The 22,660-nt window shown below is 41.2% G+C and carries 17 protein-coding genes; 7 read left to right on the top strand and 10 right to left on the bottom strand.

Going from position 1 to position 22,660, the window contains the following annotated elements; genetic code table 11:
* Nucleotides 1-73 precede the first annotated feature (73 nt).
* Nucleotides 74-400 carry an EF-hand domain-containing protein gene (locus AAEY94_RS09305; RefSeq protein WP_335692001.1) on the bottom strand — a complete coding sequence of 109 codons (327 nt, stop codon included), beginning with the start codon at nt 398-400 and terminating at the stop codon, nt 74-76.
* A 477-nt stretch (nt 401-877) separates the two neighbouring features.
* Nucleotides 878-1,741 (bottom strand): PA4780 family RIO1-like protein kinase, encoded by an 864-nt coding sequence (locus AAEY94_RS09300; RefSeq protein WP_101087073.1) that lies wholly within the window; start codon nt 1,739-1,741, stop codon nt 878-880.
* Between the two features lie 586 nt (nt 1,742-2,327).
* Here AAEY94_RS09300 and AAEY94_RS09295 point away from each other — a divergent pair.
* The 3 genes from AAEY94_RS09295 to AAEY94_RS09285 all read left to right on the top strand — a co-directional run bounded on the left by AAEY94_RS09295 (nt 2,328) and on the right by AAEY94_RS09285 (nt 5,073).
* Nucleotides 2,328-3,476 (top strand): BamA/TamA family outer membrane protein, encoded by a 1,149-nt coding sequence (locus AAEY94_RS09295; protein WP_101087074.1) that lies wholly within the window; start codon nt 2,328-2,330, stop codon nt 3,474-3,476.
* Nucleotides 3,477-3,492: 16 nt separating this feature from the next.
* A complete protein-coding gene (locus AAEY94_RS09290; RefSeq protein WP_502959393.1) occupies nt 3,493-4,299 on the top strand; it encodes a hypothetical protein in 807 nt (268 codons plus the stop codon).
* Nucleotides 4,300-4,776: 477 nt separating this feature from the next.
* Nucleotides 4,777-5,073, top strand: coding sequence for a hypothetical protein (locus tag AAEY94_RS09285; RefSeq protein ID WP_101087075.1), 297 nt, complete (start codon nt 4,777-4,779; stop codon nt 5,071-5,073).
* A 23-nt stretch (nt 5,074-5,096) separates the two neighbouring features.
* On the opposite strand, the gene yfaE is transcribed toward AAEY94_RS09285, so the two are convergent.
* From yfaE to ubiG, 5 genes are all read right to left on the bottom strand, one after another.
* A complete protein-coding gene (gene yfaE, locus AAEY94_RS09280; protein WP_350978539.1) occupies nt 5,097-5,495 on the bottom strand; it encodes a class I ribonucleotide reductase maintenance protein YfaE in 399 nt (132 codons plus the stop codon).
* Nucleotides 5,485-6,615: a class Ia ribonucleoside-diphosphate reductase subunit beta gene (gene nrdB / locus AAEY94_RS09275; protein WP_101087077.1), complete on the bottom strand. Its 1,131-nt coding sequence runs from the start codon at nt 6,613-6,615 to the stop codon at nt 5,485-5,487. The genes yfaE and nrdB overlap by 11 nt, the downstream gene beginning before the upstream one ends.
* A gap of 72 nt (nt 6,616-6,687) precedes the next feature.
* Nucleotides 6,688-8,976: a class 1a ribonucleoside-diphosphate reductase subunit alpha gene (gene nrdA / locus AAEY94_RS09270; protein ID WP_101087078.1), complete on the bottom strand. Its 2,289-nt coding sequence runs from the start codon at nt 8,974-8,976 to the stop codon at nt 6,688-6,690.
* A gap of 593 nt (nt 8,977-9,569) precedes the next feature.
* Nucleotides 9,570-10,232, bottom strand: a complete 663-nt coding sequence (locus AAEY94_RS09265) for an HAD family hydrolase (RefSeq protein ID WP_101087079.1) — start codon at nt 10,230-10,232, stop codon at nt 9,570-9,572.
* A 123-nt stretch (nt 10,233-10,355) separates the two neighbouring features.
* Entirely contained in the window at nt 10,356-11,078 is a 723-nt protein-coding gene (ubiG, locus tag AAEY94_RS09260; RefSeq protein ID WP_101087080.1) for a bifunctional 2-polyprenyl-6-hydroxyphenol methylase/3-demethylubiquinol 3-O-methyltransferase UbiG, read from the bottom strand.
* A gap of 387 nt (nt 11,079-11,465) precedes the next feature.
* On the opposite strand from ubiG, the gene gyrA reads away from it, so the two are divergent.
* Together gyrA and serC are read left to right on the top strand one after the other, a co-directional pair.
* A complete protein-coding gene (gene gyrA / locus AAEY94_RS09255; RefSeq protein WP_101087081.1) occupies nt 11,466-14,195 on the top strand; it encodes a DNA gyrase subunit A in 2,730 nt (909 codons plus the stop codon).
* A gap of 177 nt (nt 14,196-14,372) precedes the next feature.
* Nucleotides 14,373-15,464, top strand: a complete 1,092-nt coding sequence (gene serC / locus AAEY94_RS09250) for a 3-phosphoserine/phosphohydroxythreonine transaminase (RefSeq protein WP_350978536.1) — start codon at nt 14,373-14,375, stop codon at nt 15,462-15,464.
* A 160-nt stretch (nt 15,465-15,624) separates the two neighbouring features.
* On the opposite strand, the gene AAEY94_RS09245 is transcribed toward serC, so the two are convergent.
* The 3 genes from AAEY94_RS09245 to AAEY94_RS09235 all read right to left on the bottom strand — a co-directional run bounded on the left by AAEY94_RS09245 (nt 15,625) and on the right by AAEY94_RS09235 (nt 19,973).
* Nucleotides 15,625-16,704 (bottom strand): methyltransferase, encoded by a 1,080-nt coding sequence (locus AAEY94_RS09245; protein ID WP_350978534.1) that lies wholly within the window; start codon nt 16,702-16,704, stop codon nt 15,625-15,627.
* A gap of 213 nt (nt 16,705-16,917) precedes the next feature.
* Nucleotides 16,918-18,279, bottom strand: a complete 1,362-nt coding sequence (locus tag AAEY94_RS09240) for an SLC5/6 family protein (RefSeq protein ID WP_182743504.1) — start codon at nt 18,277-18,279, stop codon at nt 16,918-16,920.
* 503 nt (nt 18,280-18,782) lie between these two features.
* Nucleotides 18,783-19,973, bottom strand: a complete 1,191-nt coding sequence (locus tag AAEY94_RS09235) for an amino acid aminotransferase (protein ID WP_101087085.1) — start codon at nt 19,971-19,973, stop codon at nt 18,783-18,785.
* A gap of 489 nt (nt 19,974-20,462) precedes the next feature.
* Between AAEY94_RS09235 and aroA the strand changes: the two genes are divergently transcribed.
* A complete protein-coding gene (aroA, locus tag AAEY94_RS09230; RefSeq protein ID WP_350978532.1) occupies nt 20,463-21,743 on the top strand; it encodes a 3-phosphoshikimate 1-carboxyvinyltransferase in 1,281 nt (426 codons plus the stop codon).
* Between the two features lie 180 nt (nt 21,744-21,923).
* Nucleotides 21,924-22,613, top strand: a complete 690-nt coding sequence (cmk, locus tag AAEY94_RS09225) for a (d)CMP kinase (RefSeq protein ID WP_101087087.1) — start codon at nt 21,924-21,926, stop codon at nt 22,611-22,613.
* Nucleotides 22,614-22,660: the final 47 nt, after the last annotated feature.

The raw sequence follows: 22,660 nt of genomic DNA, 5'->3' as shown, positions 1-22,660 counted from the left end.
ATGCTGATTACCTCTCTAAAGCGATGTTGATTATTATCCCGAGCTGAGATTATGTAGATATCCCAAACTGTGATTATTTAGAATTTCTCATCATTTCGTGATGAGATTGAAACTCTTCAGTATCAATAAACTTATTGCGGTCCAAATCGATACGCTCAAACATTTCATCACAATCCGATGCGTTTTTTAATAGTCGCCCTTCAGATTGATGCAATGCTTGCCTGGCTTTTTGAAAGCGTTCAAATTCCTCTTCAGATATCAATTTGTCTTGATTAGTATCAAAATCGGAAAATGCAGGCATCTGAGACATTCTCATCATTCCATTTTCATTTCCAATAACATTAGCTGACATAAAAATAGTCAGACAAACGAGTAATACTGATAGAACATAGCTACTCATAATATTCTCCTTGTTAACTTTCCAATATTATTATACGCCTATTTACCCATGTGAAAAACAAGGTTATATAAAGTGTGCAAATTGATCATATTACTTTTTAGCAAACATAACGGTTCACTCATGACTATGTGGGAAAAAGCAATTGATTGAGGTTTAGCCAGTAATGAGACTATTGTGTTTGCTTACAAGAGGGTTAACTATCGCCTCAGAAATGTGCAGCGTTTAGGCAACCAGCGGTTATGGTTAACCCACTTGCTGCTTAATTAAAAAAAGCGGTTTAATTCGGTATTAATTCGGTATTAACTCGGGGGGAATTCGCTGTCAACTCGGGTTAGCTTGACGTTCATTAAAGGAGAAGGGCTAATTAAATAGGGAGACAATAACCTGACAATTTATTCGATAGTGTATTCGATCACATATTCGATAATTTGTCGGAATGTCTCCCTAGGTGTTCACATGAGTGAATAAACGATCGATTTAATACTCGTCGCTGTTTGCATCACTCATGCGCTCGCGTCTTTCTTGGGCTTCTTCAAATGCAGCGTTAATTTCTTCTAATACAGAATCGACGTCAGCCGCTGTTGTGTCTTCTTCAAATAAACCGGTCAATTGTGTTTCCGGCGTTAATTCACCTTGTTCGTACAAGGCCCACATTTCTTTAGCATATTTTGTTGCGGCTAATTCTGGGGCAAATTGAGAATAATAGTCTGTCATATTATTCACATCACGAAATAACATCGCTTTGGCATTATTGTTTGCTGATGCATCAACAGCTTGGGGCAGGTCAATGATAACCGGTCCATTCTGATCTACGAGCACGTTAAACTCTGATAAATCGCCATGAACAATACCTGCACATAACATTCGTACGACATAACCCATCATAACGTAATGCTGCGTTTGCGCTTGTTCAGCACTCATCTGAGTAACATCATTTAATCGAGGTGCAACATCACCATGAATATTGGTGATCAACTCCATCAATAGCACTCCATCAAAGCAGCCATAAGGCACTGGTACTCTAATTTTAGCGGCGGCGCATTTATATAACGCGTCGACCTCGGCATTCTGCCAAGCTTTTTCTTGTTCTTCACGACCGTATTTAGAACCTTTTTCCATGGCTCTACCACGACGACTGTTTTTGGTTTTTCGACCTTCTTGATATTGTGCTGCTTTTTTAAAACTGCGCTTAGTGGCTTCCTTATACACTTTGGCGCAGCGAATCGCATCGCCACATCTGATCATATAGACCGTAGCTTCTTTGCCACTCATGAGTTGGCTTATCACTTCATCGACGAGACCATCGTCAACCAGTGGTTGTAATCGTATAGGCGTTTTCATAGCGTCGTTATACCTTACTTGCGCGCTGGATGATATATCTAAGGAAATAATTTTTACTTGCTGATGGGCTACTGATTAAATGAGGCTCAATAGTACTGAATTTGTGCTTTGTAGACTCTTGTTTATTAGATGAAAATGCTGTAGCCATTCAGCTAAATATAGTCGATTCTGATCCTTTTACCGAAAGATATCGATGGGGTGAATGTTGAGTTATCACTAAAAAGAGCTGCCAAACGTGTTATATTAGCGGCCGTCATTTAGCGTAATGATATCAGTTGCGCCTATAGATTAAAAATATTGCTGATGGTACGCCTAAACTAACGTTAGGTATAAAGGCCATCATTTAACGCAGTATAATATCTTGTATTTAATGATGGAGAACTTCAGCAAGACTTAAGTTCTTCTTCAGTCAGTATTGAGTGATGAGTAGGATAATCTTTTTTGATTTAGTTATTATTTGATTCTTATCTGAATCGGCTATTATTTGAAGCGATTATTGTCGATAACTCATTGAATAGTGATTCCAAAATTTGGCATGGAAGTCATCATGCACGCCTATTTTTTTTAACATTTTAATAGAGTTTTTATGAAACGGACCTTACTTTTAACACTATTTGTTTTTTCTAACGCCGCAACCGCAGTTGAACCTTTATTTGAAACCCCCAAAGATATGCAACCAACATGGATTGATGACATTTTGTCGGTTTTTGGCGCGGATGGTGAATTCGATGATACTAAAGCTATTGATATGAGTTATTTACCTACGGCTTATTACACCCCAGAGAAAAAGTTTGGTGTGGGTTTACTTATGGTGGGGTTATACAAAACAGATAACGCATCAAGTGAACAACAGCCTTCATCATTGGTGTTGAATTCATTTGCTTCTGTGAACAATTCTTATGGCGTCACGGTAGAAAATATGACGTTTTTAAATCAAGGTAAACAGCGTTTGTTGCTTGACTTAGAACTGCATAATGAAGCTGCTGTTTATTATGGAATAGGGATTGAACAAGGCGACCAAGACCTTAATCATCATGAGTTCAAAGAACAACTGTATAGTTTTAAGCCGCGTTGGATGACCGAAGTTGCCAGTAACTATTTTATTGGTGTGGGTGCTGACTTTATTTATACCACGGCCGACAGCTTAGAATTAGTCGCAACAGAAGCTCCTGTGGATTCAAGTACGCTTCTGCCAGACAACTTTAGCTCAGGTGTTGTAGTAACCAGTATTTATGATTCAAGAGATTACCGTTTAAACGCAACAAAAGGCTGGTTATTTCAGGTTGATGCTGGATTATACCAAAATGACCAGTTCGATTCGTTTTCTACTTATAATATTGAATTAGCGAACTATATTGATTTAGGCTCGACACCGGGTTTAATCGCATGGCAAGTGCAAGGTCATCTAACCAGTGGCGATGTACCTTGGAATCTATTACCTGATCTTGGTGGCTCCGACGCGATGCGAGGTTACATTAGAGGCCGATATCGTGACGAGCAAATGATGATGGGGCAAGTTGAATATCGCTTACCAGTGTTCCAACGTTATGGCATGGTATTTTGGGGCGCTGTTGGTAGTGTGGCACCTAAAGTGAGTGAGCTAACCGATACGCTATTAACGGCCTATGGCACAGGATTTCGATTCAAAATTAAAGACAATATTAATTTACGATTTGATGTAGGGGTCGGTGAAAATGAAACTAACTTCTACCTAAATGTGAATGAAGTCTTTTAAGGCGATACTATTGATGATGACAGTAATGTCGCGAATGAAGCTTATGATGACCGGGTGTCGTAACAGCAGGTCGTTGGCGGTAGCTGGTTTCCTAGTCCCGAGAATACTGATAAGTGTGTGTTTGGTTAGTGGCTTATTGCAGAGTAATAGTGCCTTGGCCAGTGACATTCCACACAGTTGCCAGCGAAGCTTTAATTACGCTATTTATCTCAGTGGTCTACACACTGGTAAGATGAACCGTACTGAGAACTGGCAGGGTAAATCTGCTGTTATAACCTCAAAGAGTGAAGCCAGTATTTTAGGGATTGGCACTCAATATCAACAACGTACTGAGTTATCGTGGTCAAATAACCGCAATGAATGGCTAACCGATAGTTTTCATCAGCAGGTAACCGGTTTTCGCTCACGAGACATGCAAGCCACTTTTTACAATAATGGCCTTGAGTCACGAGTGGATGTTGATGGCGATATTGAGAATTATACCTCAAGCCAAATACCATTAAGGGATGTAGACACCTTAGCCATTCAAATACGCGAAAACTTGCTCGGTGGCCGACGTCAATTTGCGTTAATTAGGCAAGCTTCAGATGCAATTGAACCTTATCAATTTTATGTAAAGGACGAATTAACCGCTACCATTGCGTCTTTGGGGGAGATACAACTTATTCCGGTGGAGCAAACCGGGGCCGAAGAGGTGACGTATTACTTTGCACCAAGTATGAATTATCAACTGGTGAAAGCCCATTATCATGGGATGATTTTGCAAGGTGTTATTGAGCTAGAACATTATGTTTCATCTTGCGATACCATAACGGAGAGCTAACCTTACCTCGTGATAAGCAGCAAGTTCAGTACCGTTTACTTCATTAGGCTTATTGACGCGTCAATGAGCCTAATTTCACGGTATTATTGCCATAAATGGACACTATAGAGAATTGATTTACTCGTTATGGGCGGTGGCTGACTCATTACTATTTATGCTAGTTATTTTAGCATTAGCCATTATCTACTCTAGCCATAGCCATTATCTACACTAGCATTAGTCATTATTAGCACGAGTCAATAATGATTAAAGGATTAATCTCGATACCTTAATATTAGCCCAGTAAGATCATCAATAGACTTTCTTCTGTACAAGCTATCAAGTAACAATATCCCTGCGATAAGCTCGATGGCGTTAGTTGCTGACTAACCTGATGAAATCGTCTCGTCTATGTTATATGATTTTGGCTGGTGAATATGACCCAAAAATTTTATCGAATAGGTATAATCTGCTGCTGATGTTCCCATTGGAGATACCATGGCCAAGGTTATCAATAAAGCCATTTTTAGCAGTCGAATATTATCGATAAATCTGGTGACCTACCATACTCATCATCGTGTGATGACACATATCGATCCGGTACAACAAGGCCGCTATTACAAACTCAATTTTGTCCTTGTACAACCTAAAGTGGGCGGGGTGTTTCGTTGTGCCAAATGCATCATGAACTTATGGGGACGAGTATATTTATTTCGTCCAGATAAGTATGAACACAGCGTGACTAAGATTGAGACGGGTAAACGTGTGTTGCTAAGTGTTGCTTTGAACATCTAGAAGGGTGTTAACGGGACGATAAGTTAACGTTCGTGGACAAGTTTAGGGTTAGCCTGTAATTGTTGGGTTAACGCAGTTGTTGGCTTATGAGTGTCATTGGTTGAAATATATTGACGTTTAGCCACCACTTGTACACCTTCAGTTGATAGTTTGAGGTTTAAATCACCCTCAGGTACACAACAACAGGGCAGACATTCATCTGATTTCAGTTCTGCTAGTGGCTCGGAGAAGTATTTAACTTCTCCTGATATCACTGTGGTTTTACACGCGCCGCAAAATCCATTACGACACTCTGAAAACACTTTTACTTTTTTCGACTCAAGCGCTTCTAATAAGCTTGAATGTTGGCCGTCAAATAAAATAACCGGCTGTCCTTTCAAGCTTACGATAGGGGCTTTTTTGAAAAAATTTTTATAGGTCAAAATCTAAAAACTCGTCGCCATCAACAGAAGAATCAATTTGACCAACAAGATAAGATGACACTTCTACTTCTTGTGGGGCAACCTGTACAGCATCACTTTCTAACCAGTTCTTCATCCACGGTAGTGGGTTTGACTGTTCATCATAAGGTTGAGGTAAGTGAACTGACTTCATCCGTTGGTTAGTAATAAACTCAACGTACTGGCATAAAATCTGTTCATTCAAACCAATCATCGAACCATCTTTGAATAAGTACTTGGCCCATTCTTTTTCTTGTTCTGCCGCTTTAACAAATAAGTCATACGCTTCTTGCTTACACTCAGCAGCAATTTCTCCCATTTCTGGGTCGTCTTTACCACCCTGCATCAGAGCTAAAATGTGTTGTGTGCTATTGAGGTGTAATGCTTCATCACGGGCAATTAAGCGAATAATTTTAGCATTACCTTCCATGACCCGGCGCTCTGCAAAGGCAAACGAACAGGCAAAACTGACATAGAAGCGAATCGCTTCTAAGGCATTAACTGACATCATGCACAAATATAATGACTTTTTAAGAATACGTGAATTAACGGTGATTTCTTTACCGTTAATAATGTGCGTTCCTTCACCTAACAAGTTATTAATCTGGGTGAGGTTAATTAAGTCATCATAATAAGCGGCAATATCACCGGCACGCTTTAAGATTTCGTCATTTTGTACAATATCGTCAAATACCACAGACGGGTTATTAACAATATTACGAATAATGTGAGTGTACGAACGCGAGTGAATGGTTTCAGAAAACGACCATGTTTCAATCCACGTTTCTAATTCTGGTAGCGATACCAAAGGCAAAAATGCCACATTCGGTGAACGGCCTTGAATTGAGTCGAGTAATGTTTGGTATTTTAGATTTGATAGGAAAATATGCTGTTCATGTTCAGGCAAATTACCGAAATCAATTTTGTCACGGCTGACATCAACTTCTTCTGGACGCCAGAAAAACGATAATTGCTTTTCAATTAGCTTTTCAAAGACTTCATATTTCTGTTGATCGTAGCGTGCCACATTAACCGATTGACCGAAAAACATAGGTTCTTTGGTAGAATCGTTAGGTGTTTGACAAAATGTTGAGTAAGCCATTATTTAGGTGTCCTGAAAACGCATTTTTCAAAAAGCGGGGAAGGCCCCCGCTAAATATAGATAAAGTGATGATTAGATCTTACACGCACCGCCACCACAACCATCGTCTTCTTCTTCGACAGCAATAATGTCGTCAAACTGATCAGAAGCACCGTCACGAGTATTATGATAATACAATGTTTTAATGCCCAGTTTGTAGACGCTTAACAAGTCTTTTAACAATGTTTGCATCGGTACACGACCGCCTTCAAAACGGCTTGGGTCATAATTGGTGTTAGCCGAAATAGCTTGGTCGATAAACTTCTGCATTAAACCAACAAGTTGGATGTAACCATCGTTGTTTGGCATATTCCACAGCAGTTCATACTTATCTTTCAGTAATTCAAAATCAGGAACGACTTGCTTTAACTGACCATCTTTACTGGCTTTAACGCTAATTAAACCGCGTGGAGGCTCGATACCATTAGTCGCATTTGAAATTTGCGATGAGGTTTCAGACGGCATTAGCGCAGACAAAGTTGAGTTACGTAAACCGTACTGCTTAATGTCGCTACGTAAGCTTTCCCAGTCCATGTGCAATGGCTCGTCACAAATCTTGTCTAAATCACGCTTGTAGGTGTCGATAGGTAAAATACCTTTCGAATAAGTTGTCTCGTGGAATAACGGACATGCACCTTGCTCTTTTGCTAAGTTCATCGACGCTTTCAGTAAATAAAACTGAATCGCTTCAAAGGTTTTGTGAGTTAAGTTATTAGCTGAACCGTCTGAATACTTTTTACCGTTTTTAGCTAAATAGTTAGCAAAGTTAATCACCCCAATACCTAAGGTACGACGGTTCATTGAACTCGTTTGCGCGGCTTTAATTGGGTAATCTTGGTAATCAAGTAAGTTATCTAGTGCACGAACAGCTAAATCAGCTAATGGTTCAAGCTCTGATAAATCTTTAATTGCGCCTAAGTTAAGTGCTGACAAGGTACACAACGCGATTTCACCGTCTGGATCATCGATGTTTTTAAGTGGTTTAGTCGGTAAAGCAATTTCTAAACATAAGTTAGATTGCTTAATTGGCGCAACTTTAGAGTCAAACGGGCTGTGAGTATTACAGTGATCGACGTTTTGAATATAGATACGGCCAGTCGAAGCTCGTTCTTGCATCATCAATGAAAACAGTTCAACCGCTTTAATTTGTTTTTTGCGGACATTGCTGTCTTGTTCATACTGAAGGTATAAACGTTCAAACTCAACTTGGTCTTCAAAGAATGCATCGTAAAGACCAGGCACGTCTGATGGGCTGAATAGACTGATATATTCGCCTTTAATCAAACGTTGGTACATTAATTTGTTTAACTGCACACCGTAGTCAAGATGACGTACACGGTTGTCGTCAACACCACGGTTGTTTTTTAGTACTAATAGCGATTCAACTTCTAGATGCCATAAAGGATAGAACAGCGTTGCTGCACCTCCACGTACGCCGCCTTGAGAACAAGACTTCACCGCTGTTTGGAAATACTTATAAAATGGTAAACAACCGGTGTGGAATGCTTCGCCGCCACGAATAGGGCTACCAAGGGCACGAATACGACCCGCATTAATACCAATACCAGCACGTTGGCTAACGTATTTAACGATAGACGATGCAGTCGCATTGATTGAATCTAAGCTGTCATCACACTCAATCAATACACATGAGCTGAACTGACGTGTAGGGGTACGCACACCGGCCATGATTGGTGTCGGTAAAGAAATCTTAAACAGAGACGTCGCGTCATAGAAGTCTTTAATGTACTTCAAACGAATTTCTTTTGGGTAACGGGCAAACAAACATGCTGCGACTAATATGTATAAAAACTGGGCGCTTTCGTACACTTCATGGGTAACACGGTTTTGAACCAGGTATTTACCTTCAAGTTGTTTTACCGCGGCATAAGAGAAGTTCAAATCGCGCCAATGATCGATATAGGTGTCGAGTGTGTCTAATTCTTCACGGCTGTAGTCAGCCATGATATGCATGTCATATTTACCCAGTTCAACTAATTTGGTGACATGGTCATATAACGTTGGTGGTTCAAATTGACCAAACGCTTTTTTACGTAAGTGGAACACCGCTAAGCGGGCAGCCACAAATTGGTAGTCAGGTGACTCTGGAGAGATCAAGTCAGCCGCAGCTTTAATGATCGTTTCATGAATGGCTTCTGTTGGAATGCCATCAAAAAACTGCAGATGAGATCGAAGTTCTACTTCAGATACTGAGACGTTTTTTAATCCCTTGGCTGCCCAAGTGATTACGCGATGAATTTTATCTAAATCGATAGATTCACGTTCGCCACTGCGTTTAGTGACTGTCATATTGCTATTCATTGAAGAGAGGCCTTGGTTCTATATCTAATCATGTGATCTGTTGTTGGATGCAGTGCTGCTTGATTCGATCCGAACCAGTTACAAAACAATTCCATGTTAAAACAATCAACCTGATGTACTCACAACGTGGTAGTTAAACACCAGTACGTTCAGTTAGCCACTACATCCTTTGGAACGTCGTGGAGTAGTGTTTTGATTGTCAGCCACACACAAGATATGGTGTTATTTAAAATCTAAGATACAAGATAGTGAGGTTTGAGGTTTATTGCAAGCCACAATTTCATTAACTTCTTGTGGATAACTTGAGGATAAACGGCAGGGTTAGTGACAACTAACCCTAGAGCCCAAATTCATAAAGAGTTTTTGATAAATGATATTTTTTAATCCATCAAATGATAAAAATTTGATCGCTAAAATAAACAGCGATCAAAAAAAATGGACCGTTTATTGGTTGATCTTTTGTTGGTTTTGATCGGGTAGAAATTGATGACTGTTAACTGTACATTTAAGCTTAATAAGACCCGTTAAACTTCACTCATGCTTTGTTCATTTACCCAAAAATTAACCCGCTAAACCGATGCCGAACACTGTCATTAATCAGTGAAAAACTGTTTAAGTGAGGCTCCGTGTTGAAATTGTTTGCCTGCTGGCCATGTGTCAGGTTTATCTGTCGCAGATAAATAACCCCATAACGCAACGCCGCCTAACATACTGGCATTGTGGGCGGCGACTAAGTCACGTTCAGCGTCACCTAGATATAAGATACTTTGAGGAGCAATGGCAATTTGTTGTGCTGCTAACAGCATTGGTGCGGTATGAGGTTTAGAGTGACGAGTGCTATCACCACTGATCATGGTTTTCAATTTATGAGTTAAACCAAGCTTTTCCACTAATGGCCTGGCAAATCGAGCCGGCTTATTGGTCACTACGCCATAAGGAATCGATTGGGCATCAAATAAGGATAATAGTTCGGGTAAGCCAGCGAATAAACGGCTGTTGTCACCATTGATACGGGCATAATGCTGAAGTAGTGCTTGCTGGATGGTAATTTGTACTTGTTCATCGGCATCTGGAATGGCCGTTTTAACTAAATATAAGCTGCCATGTGATGCCGCATGGCGCATCAAGTCAAGCGGTTGGACGTTAAAACCGGCTTCATCCAAGCTGAGATTCAATGCCTGTACTAAATCTGGTGCGGTATCGGCTAAGGTACCGTCTAAATCGAACAGCACTCCTTTTATATCTTGTTTATGCAAGGGCTAGCTCCTAACGAGAGAAAATAACAATAGACAGTGCAAGCCCTTTATAGCGTTATTGGCACAACATAACGCTATTGTGGTGCATTCACATTGAAATGTTGAAAAGAATCACCTGGATGATTAATCAATTTTTTGAGTGGCTATCATATAATTTACATCGACACTTTTAGTGTACTTAAACACACCCGACAATGGATTGTAGGTAATTCCCAGCGCATCTTTACACAATAAGTCGGTGTTATCGACCAATGCCATCAGTTCCGATGGGCGAATAAACTTGCTGTGATCGTGAGTACCAACTGGCAGCATTTTTAATAAATACTCTGCGCCGATAATCGTCTTTAAATACGACATCATATTACGGTTTATGGTTGAGAAAAACACAAATCCATTAGGTTTAACCATGTCACAACAGGCTTGAATAACTGATTGGGGATCGGGTACATGTTCGAGCATTTCCATGCAAGTGACCACATCATAATATTCGCGGTGGTTATCGCGATGTGCTTCGGCTGTTGTTTTGAGGTAATTAACCGTAACACCAGACTCTAAAGCATGTAGTTTTGCCACTTCAAGTGGTGCGTTGCCCATATCAATACCGTCAACGTTAGCACCTAGGCGCGCCATACTTTCTGACAAAATACCGCCACCACAGCCAACATCAAGTACTTTTTTGTCAAAAATACCTTCAGCGGTTTGGTCAATGTAGTTTAAACGCAGTGGATTAAGTAAATGTAATGGCTTGAACTCGCCATTGAGATCCCACCACGTTTGCGCCATGGCTTCAAATTTTGCGATCTCGAGTGGATCAACATTGGGTGTCGATTGTTCAGCGTGTGACATAACGTAACCTAAGTGTGTAATAAAGTATGGTCGCTATTATAGCGATAACCTTTGCGAATAGTAGTCAACAATGGCTTTTGCCGTTTACGCTTGCTCATAAAATATCCATTTAAGCGAGGTAAATGGATGTTTTATGCTATCAACTGCTTAAATCATCAGCAAGTTAACGATAATTGTTGCTCAAATTTAGTCGTATATTAGCCAATGAATAAACTAAATTAGCTGAAAATATTAGCTTTTTTGTAATTTTTAAGAGTGATAGAGCATTTGGCTGGTCTTTGCTCTGGCGACATTAAATATCTGTGTTAGAATGCCAAATCACGTTTTTAAGCTAGATAATAATATGGAAGTTTTATTGTCAGCTCACTTTAGGGGAACGCGCAGTTTATGACTGATCTGGCATCATCTATTTCGCCAATTAACATCGAAGACGAACTTAAAAATTCTTACCTTGATTACGCCATGAGCGTAATTGTAGGTCGTGCATTACCTGACGTCCGTGACGGTTTAAAACCAGTTCACCGTCGAGTATTGTTCGCAATGAGCGAATTAAAAAACGATTGGAACAAACCATATAAAAAATCCGCTCGTGTCGTTGGTGACGTAATTGGTAAATATCACCCACACGGTGATACTGCTGTATACGATACAATTGTACGTATGGCGCAACCGTTCTCGCTACGCTACACATTGATTGACGGACAAGGAAACTTTGGTTCGGTCGACGGTGACTCTGCAGCGGCGATGCGTTACACCGAAATCCGCATGCAAAAGTTGGCGCATTCATTATTAGCCGACCTTGAAAAAGAAACTGTGGATTTTGTGCCTAACTACGATGGCACAGAGATGATCCCTGCGGTGTTACCAACACGCGTACCGAACTTATTAATCAATGGTTCATCAGGTATTGCGGTCGGTATGGCCACTAACATTCCACCTCACAACTTAACAGAAGTAGTGAAAGGCTGTTTGGCGTTAATCGAAGATCCAAGTTTATCGATTGAACAGTTAATGGAATACATTCCAGGTCCAGATTTTCCAACGGCAGCGTCAATAAACGGTCGCAAAGGCATTATCGATGCTTATCACACTGGCCGTGGTCGCGCGATCATGCGCTCGAAAGCGGAAATTGAAACTGAAGATAATGGTCGTGAACGTATTATTGTTCATGAAATTCCATATCAAGTTAACAAAGCCCGTTTGATTGAAAAAATTGCCGAGCTTGTTAAAGATAAAAAATTAGAAGGTATCAGTGGCCTACGCGATGAGTCTGATAAAGACGGTATGCGTATTGTTATTGAAATCAAACGTGGTGAAGTGGGTGAGGTTGTACTAAACAACTTATATTCTCAAACACAAATGCAGTGTTCTTTTGGTATCAACATGGTGGCATTGACTAACGGTCAGCCTAAATTGTTTAACCTTAAAGAAATGCTTGAGTGTTTTATTCTTCACCGTCGTGAAGTGGTCACACGCCGTACTGTATTTGAACTGCGTAAAGCCCGTGAACGTGCTCATGTTCTTGAAGCACTAGCCATTGCATTGGCTAACATCGACCCTATTATTGCGCTTATTAAAGCTTCACCTACACCTGCTGAAGCCAAAGCAAAATTGGTTGCACAAGGTTGGGAATTAGGCCATGTACAAGGCATGCTTGAAAAAGCTGGCGATGACGCTGCACGCCCTGAATGGTTAGAGCCTGAGTTCGGTATCCGTGACGGTCAGTACTATTTAACTGAGCAACAAGCCCAAGCGATTTTGGAATTACGTCTGCACCGTTTAACCGGTCTAGAACATGACAAGATTTTAGCTGAATATGAAGAGCTTTTAGTTCTTATTGCAGGTTTGTTATTCATTCTTCGTACTCCATCGCGTCTGATGGAAGTGATTAAAGAAGAACTAGAAGAAATACTTGAGCAATACGGTGACGAACGTCGCACCATTATTAACGCCAACGAAATTGATATGAGTCTTGAAGACTTAATCAATGAAGAAGATGTTGTAGTGACCTTGTCTCACTTAGGTTATGCGAAATACCAAGTGCTGTCAGATTACCAAGCGCAGCGTCGTGGTGGTAAAGGCAAAGCGGCAACTAAAGTAAAAGATGAAGACTTTGTTGAAAAGTTATTGGTGGCAAACACCCATGACACCATCTTGTGCTTCTCTGACTTTGGTAAGATGTACTGGTTAAAAGTGTATCAATTACCATTGGCAAGTCGTACTGCCCGTGGTCGTCCTATTGTTAACTTATTACCACTGTCTGACGGTGAGCACATTACTGCAATCCTACCAGTACGTGAATACGCAGATGATAAATTTATCATCATGGCTACCGCACATGGTACCGTTAAGAAAACAGCATTAACTGCATACAGTAACCCTCGTGCAAATGGCATTATTGCGGTGAACTTAAAAGACGGCGACCAATTAATTGGCGTTGATATTACTGAAGGTAGTGACGACATTATGTTGTTCTCTAATGAAGGTAAAGTGGTTCGCTTTAATGAAAAAGCGCGTGATTCTGAAACCGGTGAAGTGAAGATTGATGCTGAAACTGGCGAAGAAATTATTGCACTGCGCCCTATGGGTCGTACTGCTACCGGTGTTCGTGGTATTAAACTTGATGCTGGCCAAAAAGTGGTGTCGTTAATTGTACCTAAAGGTGACGGTGCTATTTTAACCGTAACTGAAAATGGTTACGGTAAGCGTACTGAGCTGAGTGAATATCCAGCGAAGAGCCGCGGTACTAAAGGCGTGGTATCAATTAAAGTCAGTGAACGTAATGGTGAAGTCGTCGGTGCAGTTCAAGTAGGCACATTTGACGAAATCATGTTGATCAGTAATAAAGGCACCTTAGTGCGTACTCCTGCTGAAGGCGTATCCATTATTGGTCGTAACACTCAAGGTGTGACTATCATCCGTACCGCAGAAGACGAGAAAGTCGTTGGTTTGCAGCGTATTGAAGAAATTCAAACTGAAGAGTTGTTAGACGAAGAAGGCAATGTTATTCCAGTAAGCGATGTTATCGATGCTGAAGCGACAGATGCTGAGTCAACTGACGATGTTGAAGCAACAGATGCAGACGAAGCCAAAACCGGAGATGACGAACAAGAGTAATAGATTACTTTTGTTGTAGATATCCTCGAACGGGCGCCCTTATGGCGCTCGTTTTATTTTACGGAATAAATTTCATCAAAATAGGTAAATAAAGGCCTATTCATCAACCCGTAAAATACTTACTATTACGGTTAAATTGTTATTGTCTATATTGATTATTTGTCAAAGGAGTTGTCTGTGAGCGCGATTTATAATTTCTGTGCTGGACCTGCCATGTTACCTCAAGCTGTAATGCAAAAAGCACAACAGGAATTAATTGATTGGAATGGCCTAGGCGTCTCCGTGATGGAAATCAGTCATCGCAGTAAAGAGTTTATTGCGCTGACCGATCAAGCAGAGGTGACATTACGCAAGTTGATGAACATTCCTGCAAATTACCACGTGTTATTTATGCACGGTGGTGGCCGGGCTCAATTTTCTAACGTAGTGAATAACTTTCTTGGCGATAATGGTCAGGCACTGTATTTGGTCAGTGGTCAGTGGTCATCGGCAGCGGTAACTGAAGCGAAGAAATTGGTAAGCGAGCACAATATTGACAGTATCAATATTGTTGAGCAAATCAATGGGCTTCATCAGGTTAAACTGCCGCACTTAACGGCAATCGATAAAGATTATCGTTATGTGCACTATTGCTCAAATGAAACCGTAGATGGTATCGAGATTTTTGAAGAGTTAGACAGTCCATGGCCAATTGTTGCTGATTTATCATCGACCATCATGTCGCATGAAATTGATGTCAGCAAGTACGGTCTTATTTATGCCGGCGCGCAAAAGAACATTGGTCCATCAGGCTTGTCGATTGTCATTGTGCGTGACGATATGCTTAAACTGCCAAGTCTGCCGCAATCATCAGTAATGGATTATCGCGTTGCCGTTGAGTATGGTTCTATGTTTAATACGCCGCCAACGTTTGCTTGGTATTTAGCCTCTGAAGTGTTTGCGTGGTTAGCCGCAAATGGCGGCATAAGTGCGATGGCTGAAGTGAACCAACAAAAAGCTGCGTTACTGTATGCTTGTATCGACAGCAATCCGTTTTATAAAAACGGTGTAGCACCACAAAACCGCTCACGCATGAACGTCACCTTTCAACTAGTGAATGATGCCTTAGACAGTGAGTTTTTAGCCCAAGCGGAGGAGGCTGGGTTAGTGGCGTTAAAAGGTCATCGTATTGTCGGTGGTATGCGTGCCAGTATTTATAACGCCATGCCGCTAGCGGGTGTGCAAGCCTTAGTGGACTTTATGAATAACTTCGCCGTAAAGCACAGTTAATTCGAACCGCTTATTTATTTACCGTAAGATCGGCTTAGTAAAGACAAAAAGCGAATGCCTAACAGCATTCGCTTTTTTTATGCCATCAATAAATGTGTATGTTATCGCTATATTACTGTTCTAACTTCTTGCCACTGGTCTTTCTGGCCTGTGAGTTCTGTTAATTCATCGGCTTTAATTTACAGCGCAGTAAAGTATGACCTAGGCCAATGTTGTCGATATCTTCATCAACATACAGCCCAGCCTCATTGATCATTTTAAGCATGTCTTTACTGTGATACATCCGGCTATTTCCATTGGCTATCGCGGTAAAATACAACGAGGTTGCGTTAACGCAATAGGCGCCCGCTTCGTGTGGCTGTCTGTCCCAATAGGTCTCTAAAATACACAGTTCACTGCCAGGTTTCATCGCAGCCACTGTGCGCCGAAGAATAGTGATGATTTGTTGTTTAGAAAAACAATCTAAAAATTGACTCATCCAATACAAATCACCTCCTTGGTAAAACGGTTTGTTGCTATCAAGCAAATCGGTTTCAAATGGATGAACGCGGTCGGCAACCAAACATGCTTGGGCATTTTTCATTGTCACAGCAAGTTGACCGGGTAAATCCATTATGGTGACGTTGACGTTTTTATTATAGCGGGTGCAGGCAAATGCCCATTTACCGGTATTACCGCCTACATCAATAATATGAGCTGGATCTGACTTGAAAATCAAAGGTAATAAGCTGTCAAAGGCATGATCTGAATAGTAATGATCAAATTCAAACCAGCTTTTTTTAGTTTGTTCAGGTAGCTGGCTTAACCCTGGGTAAATAGTATCCCAATCGCCAAAGTGTTTAAGTCCTATTGCTTTGCCTTGCTTAAGTGAATCATCAAGATCAAACAAGCCTTGATAGCAAACATCATGGACGAAGTTTAGGTTCTTGGCGGCCATATCATCATGGAGTAAGAAATAACCCGTTTTATCGAGTCGATAATGATCATCCTTACACCAAAAAATGCCCATGCTTAATCCCATATCGAGCAATACATGAATGGCATACTCAGACAGTTCAAAATGTTGAATCAGTTGAATTAAGCTAATACCTTCGTCTCCGGCGTCATCAACTTTTGCCAGTAAGCCAAATTGACTTAAGCAACGGGCGACTTGAAAGCTTACGGGTGCGAAGGCTATTTTTTGTGCTTCAAACTTAGCATCAAATGCAGACATTTTTTTGGGAGATTGGTAAAAAGACATTAACCGTATTAACTCAAAGGAAGGAGGTGATATGGGTTTTATAGTAGCAAGATAATGCTAGTAAGGTTTTGAGCTACTTCTAGTTTTTGTTTTTTGATAAATGTATAACAATAGAAGTTGAAGCATAACATGACATTTTGACTGAGTTTTTTATACAAAACTCTGCCTCAATCAATAATTCGAGCGGGTGTGAGCCCGCCCAAATTATCTTATTTAACTCAGCAAGCCGAATAGAATGGCAGTCATAGATAATAAACCGGTAATGACGACGAATATGTTGCTTACTCGACCGCGGTAGGCTTTCAGTGCCGGGACTTTGTATATCGCATACATTGGCATGAGATACAAAATAGCCGCAATCACCGGGCCACCAAGCGCTTCAATCATACCCAGAATACTTGGATTCATAATCGCCACGCCCCAGGTGGTGATAAACATAAACCCTAAAATAAATTTATCCACTTTTGTGCTGTTTTCTGGCTTGCTGCTATCCGGTAATTGCTTAACAATAATGCCTTTTAACCCTTCTGTGGCACCCATATAGTGACCGAAGAAAGATGAAATAATGGCGATGAAAGCAATGACAGGGGCAAAATAACTGATAAAGCCACTTTCATGCACGTTGGCAAGATAAGACAATATCGGCAAGTTATCGGCTTTAGCTTCTAATAACTGCGCCGGTGTTAACGACAGTACACAAGAGAACACAAACAACATCACAAATCCGACTAACATAATGGCTGTATTGCGGAGGATGACATCGGCTTTATGGGAGGCATTCGCGCCGTGTTCTTTTTTGAGTGAAACCGAGAATTGTGAGATAGCGGGTGAATGGTTAAAGGCAAATACCAACACTGGAATGGTTAACCAGACAGTCCCAAGAAAATTAGTTGTCGAAGGCACAACCATTAATGCATCAAACTTCCAGTCTGGTATGAGGTACAAGGACATAAAAGCAAGGATTGCGACTAACGGATAGACTAATAATCGCGTCACGGAGAGCATAAATTTTTCACCAGCAACCATCACCGACATCATGCCTAAGATGAGCATTCCCGAAAGCAGCCAACGTGGAATACCACTGACTTTATCGATTATTTGCCCGCCAGCTTCCGTCAGTGCAGGCGTACCGTCGAGTAACATTCTTGGGACGTCGGTAAACATGCCTAATTGATTAATAATGAAACTGTCGACGGTATTAGTTATCCCAACGCCATAGATTAATACAATAGGATATATGGCGAGAAAATACAGCCAAGTAATCGCTTTACCTGCTCCAGTACCAAAATGTTCTTCAACGACCTGAGTGATGTCACTGCCAGGAATCGCTGATGAACATAGGAAACGAGATAATCCACGGTGAGCGAGATAGGTCATTGGGCCTATCATGAGTGCCATTAACACTAATGGCCAAAACCCTCCCATTCCCGCATTGATCGGTAAAAATAAAATTCCGGCGCCAACCGCGGTGCCAAACAAGCTCAACATCCAAGTGGTATCCTGGCGTGACCAGCCAGTGGCTGAAACAACGGAGGATACGGGGATCTCTTGTACACTTATGGTTTCATTTTGCATGGCTGACTCGCTTTGTTGATATATTAAATTCAGCGTCAGGCTATCTCTTTTTAAGAAAAATTAAACAGTTACAGAGTCATTATGTTAATAATGTTCATGCAATGGGAGCTGTATCCCGATGAGCGTAAATTAAAAACGACAAGCAGCTTCAATTCATATACAACCATCACCTATAGATTTAACAGTGCGATTACTTAAATCGAGACCCAAGAATTAACGGTATTATGTATTAGGCATATTGACTCAATTCGATAAATTGCATTGCTGATATTTGGCATCACTTGAGCCTGCTATTTACAAGGGCAGGTAAGTTAACCTAACTCGGATTGCGGTCTTGGGGAATTATGATGGAATAACAAAATGGCTATTTTTGATAACTGATTTTTATGTCATTTTGAGGGGGTAAGCAGACAACTTTTTAGACTGAGCATAAACAAGGCCGCATTTAGCGACCTTGTTTATACAGTAATGTTACTTGCTAACCATTATCTAAATAGTATCGGTTATAGCACTGCCGCGATTGATTTCGCTAAATAATCAACATTAGTTTCACTAATACCAGCAATACTGATGCGGCTTGAGCCGACCATGTACACACTGTATTGCTGTTTAAGGGTTGCCACTTGTTCTGGCTTAACACCTAAAAATGAGAACATCCCTTTTTGGCGGGCGATAAAACTAAAGTCACGGTCAACACCATTGGCCGTTAATTGATTGACCAACATTGCCCGGTTACCGTTAATACGGTCGCGCATGACTTTTAGCTCGTCTAACCATTGTTGCTTGAGGGCTGGGGTGCCTAAAATGGTTTCAACAATCGCAGCACCATGTGCTGGCGGCATAGAATAAATACAGCGCACTACGTATAACAATACCGATTGGGCAACATCTACAGTTGCACTATCTTTCGCCACAATTGAGCAAGCGCCAATACGTTCGCGGTATAAACCGAAGTTTTTCGAGCAAGAGCTGCATAAAATCATGCTTTCAACTGCTGCAGCCATTTGACGTACGCCATAAGCATCTTCATCTACGCCGTCACCAAAACCTTGATAAGCCATATCAATTAATGGCGTAAAGCCTTGCTTAACCGTAACCTTAACCACTTCATCCCATTGCTCAGTCGTTAAATCCATGCCACTTGGATTATGGCAACAAGCATGTAAAAGCACTACGTCATCTTTACCAATGGTATTTAAGGTTGCCAGCATTTGATCAAATTTAAGGGTTTTGCTGTCGTAGTCATAATACGGATAGGTTTTCACCGTAACACCAGCTGCTTCAAATAAACCCGTGTGGTTTGCCCACGTTGGGTCGCTAACCCATAACACTGCATTAGGATTACAACGCTTAATAAAGTCAGCAGCAACGCGCAGAGCACCGGTTCCGCCAGGGGTTGACACTGTTCGCACTCGGTTAGCCAGTAATGCACTGTGGCTAGCACCAAAAGCTAATTCACCCATAAGTTGGTTAAATGACGCAGAGCCAGTCGGGCCGATGTACACTTTGGTTGTTTCGGTATCTAAACGAATTTTTTCGGCGGCTTTTACACAATCTAAAATAGGTGTATGACCAACAGGATCTTTATATACGCCCACACCTAAATCGACTTTATTTGGGTGGCTGTCTTCGCGGTATTGAGTCAATAGGCCTAAAATCGGATCGGCAGGCATCGCGGTTAATGAATTGAACATGAATTGACCTTCTTATTTAAAATTACAGGCATGAGGGCGAAATAAGCTAACAATATATGCATTATGGTCTTAAGCATAACGTGATTTACATCAATAAAGAACTGCTAAATCAGCTGTGATGGGATATTAGCAAGAGGGTTGTTACGATTTCTGGCAACTAAGCCTGACAGGTGAAATAGCCAATGTTGTGGTCCGATTTGCTAATAAAAAAAGCGATAAAGATAAAATAAATTCAACTTGAGTATAAAAGTCACCTAAAACACAAAATAACGGTTGAATCCTTGCTGACAATCAGTAACGTAGGGTTACGAAGAATTATTTAGTAAATTATTAGCAAACTGTACCGAAAAATTGCCAGTGACATGTATTTTAAGATGTGCACCGATCCGCATCACGTTAACAATGTCACACTTATTTCTCCAGCGAAGCCTTTTACTCATATCTCGGTCGATAGACGTTTAATGAGTGCAACACTAAAGAAGAGTATTAATGAAACAACTGCGTCTAGACCAAATTACTCGCATGAATGGCGAAATTAACATTCCAGGCTCTAAGAGCATTTCAAACCGTGCACTGTTACTAGCCACTTTAGCGCAGGGTAAAACCACTCTGACTAACTTGCTCGACTCTGATGACATTCGCTATATGTTGGCATCATTAAAGCAGTTAGGTGTGCATTACCAGCTGTCTGACAATAATACTGTTTGTGAATTAACCGGTTTAGGTGGAGCTGTTTCATCTGTGAACGCACAGCGTTTATTTCTTGGCAATGCAGGCACTGCAATGCGACCATTATGCGCCGCACTCACATTAGGCCATGGCGAATTTACCTTAACCGGTGAGCCTCGCATGGAGGAGCGCCCAATTGGTGATTTGGTCGATGCGCTGCGTCAATTAGGTGCCGATATCACGTATCTTAAAAATGACGGTTTTCCACCATTAACCATTAAGGCAACCGGCTTAAATGGCGGTAATGTTGACATTGCCGGTGATTTATCGAGCCAGTTTTTAACCGCATTACTCATGGTCGCGCCACTGACCAAAGACAGCGTCAACATTAATATTAAAGGCGAGCTTGTCTCTAAGCCTTATATTGATATCACCATTGCGCTAATGAAGCAGTTTGGTGTTGAAGTGATCAATCATCAATATCAACGTTTCGAAATTAAGGCCGGTCAACAATATGTCTCACCCGGTAAAGTACTGGTAGAAGGCGACGCTTCATCGGCATCTTACTTCCTCGCGGCAGGCGCTATCCAAGGCGGTGAAGTTAAAGTCACTGGTGTTGGACGCTTAAGTATTCAAGGCGATGTTAAGTTTGCCGATGCGTTAGCCCAAATGGGAGCAGATATCGAGTGGGGCGATGATTTCATTATTGCCAGAAAATCGAGCCTTCGCGCGATAGAAATGGACATGAATCATATCCCTGATGCTGCAATGACCATTGCAACAGCGGCTTTATTTGCCAAGGGCACCACAAAACTGACCAATATATATAACTGGCGTATTAAAGAAACTGATCGCTTAGCGGCCATGGCCACTGAATTACGTAAGGTTGGCGCGACAGTTGAAGAAGGCCATGACTATATTACCATTACACCACCTGCAGAATTAAATACTGCAGCAATTGATACCTATAATGATCATCGTATGGCAATGTGTTTTTCAATGATGGCTTTTGCTGATTGTGGTATCACCATTAACGATCCAGACTGCACATCTAAGACATTTCCAGATTACTTTGCTCAATTTGTACAGCTAGCAAAATAATATTACAGCGCGGAATTAAAACGGACCCTTTAGCGCATCAGGTATGTGCTAAAGGGCGATCTTGGTTTTAATAACCGAAAATTCATCAGTAATTAACATTTTTTTGTTATACAATGCGCGCGCTTATTTTGATGAACCCTTTATCTTTTCAAGGAAGATAGATTATTTTCGGAGGAAATTATGTCTGAACGATCTCCAGTGATCACAGTCGATGGCCCAAGCGGTGCAGGGAAAGGGACGATATGCCAATTGTTGGCACAACATTTAGGGTGGCATTTGTTAGACAGTGGTGCGATTTATCGTGTTTTAGCCTTAGCCGCTATTCATCATGATGTTGAGCTAGAAAACGAAGAAGCACTGACCTTATTGGCTGCACACCTTGATGTTCAATTTTTAACGGGCACCGAGGCAGATGCCATTAAAGTGATTCTCGAAGGTGAAGATGTTACCACCACCATTCGAACACAAGAATGCTCAAATGCTGCCTCAAAAGTGGCGGCATTACCACGCGTACGTGAGGCATTATTACGCCGTCAACGTGCATTTTGTGCCGCTCCAGGACTTGTTGCCGACGGACGCGACATGGGCACAGTGGTTTTTTCTAAAGCACCAGTAAAAATATTTTTAACTGCGTCTGCTGAAGAACGTGCGCAAAGACGCTATAATCAGTTGCAGGACAAGGGCTTCGATGTTAAAATCGACCGCCTTTTAGCTGAAATTATTGAACGAGACGACCGTGATATCAATCGCGCCGCTTCACCTCTAGTCCCAGCTGATGATGCACTTGTTATTGATACAAGCGGCATAGGTATTGAAGATGTATTGAAGCAAGTACTTGAATACGTTGGACAAAAAATTACTGTTGCGTAATCGAATGGTCGATTATTGTGCAGTAGGTATTCGTGTTAAGGATGACA

This window comes from Shewanella sp. AC34-MNA-CIBAN-0136, assembly GCF_040309945.1.
Classification (GTDB): domain Bacteria; phylum Pseudomonadota; class Gammaproteobacteria; order Enterobacterales; family Shewanellaceae; genus Shewanella.
This window is presented reverse-complemented; position numbering and strand designations above follow the sequence as displayed.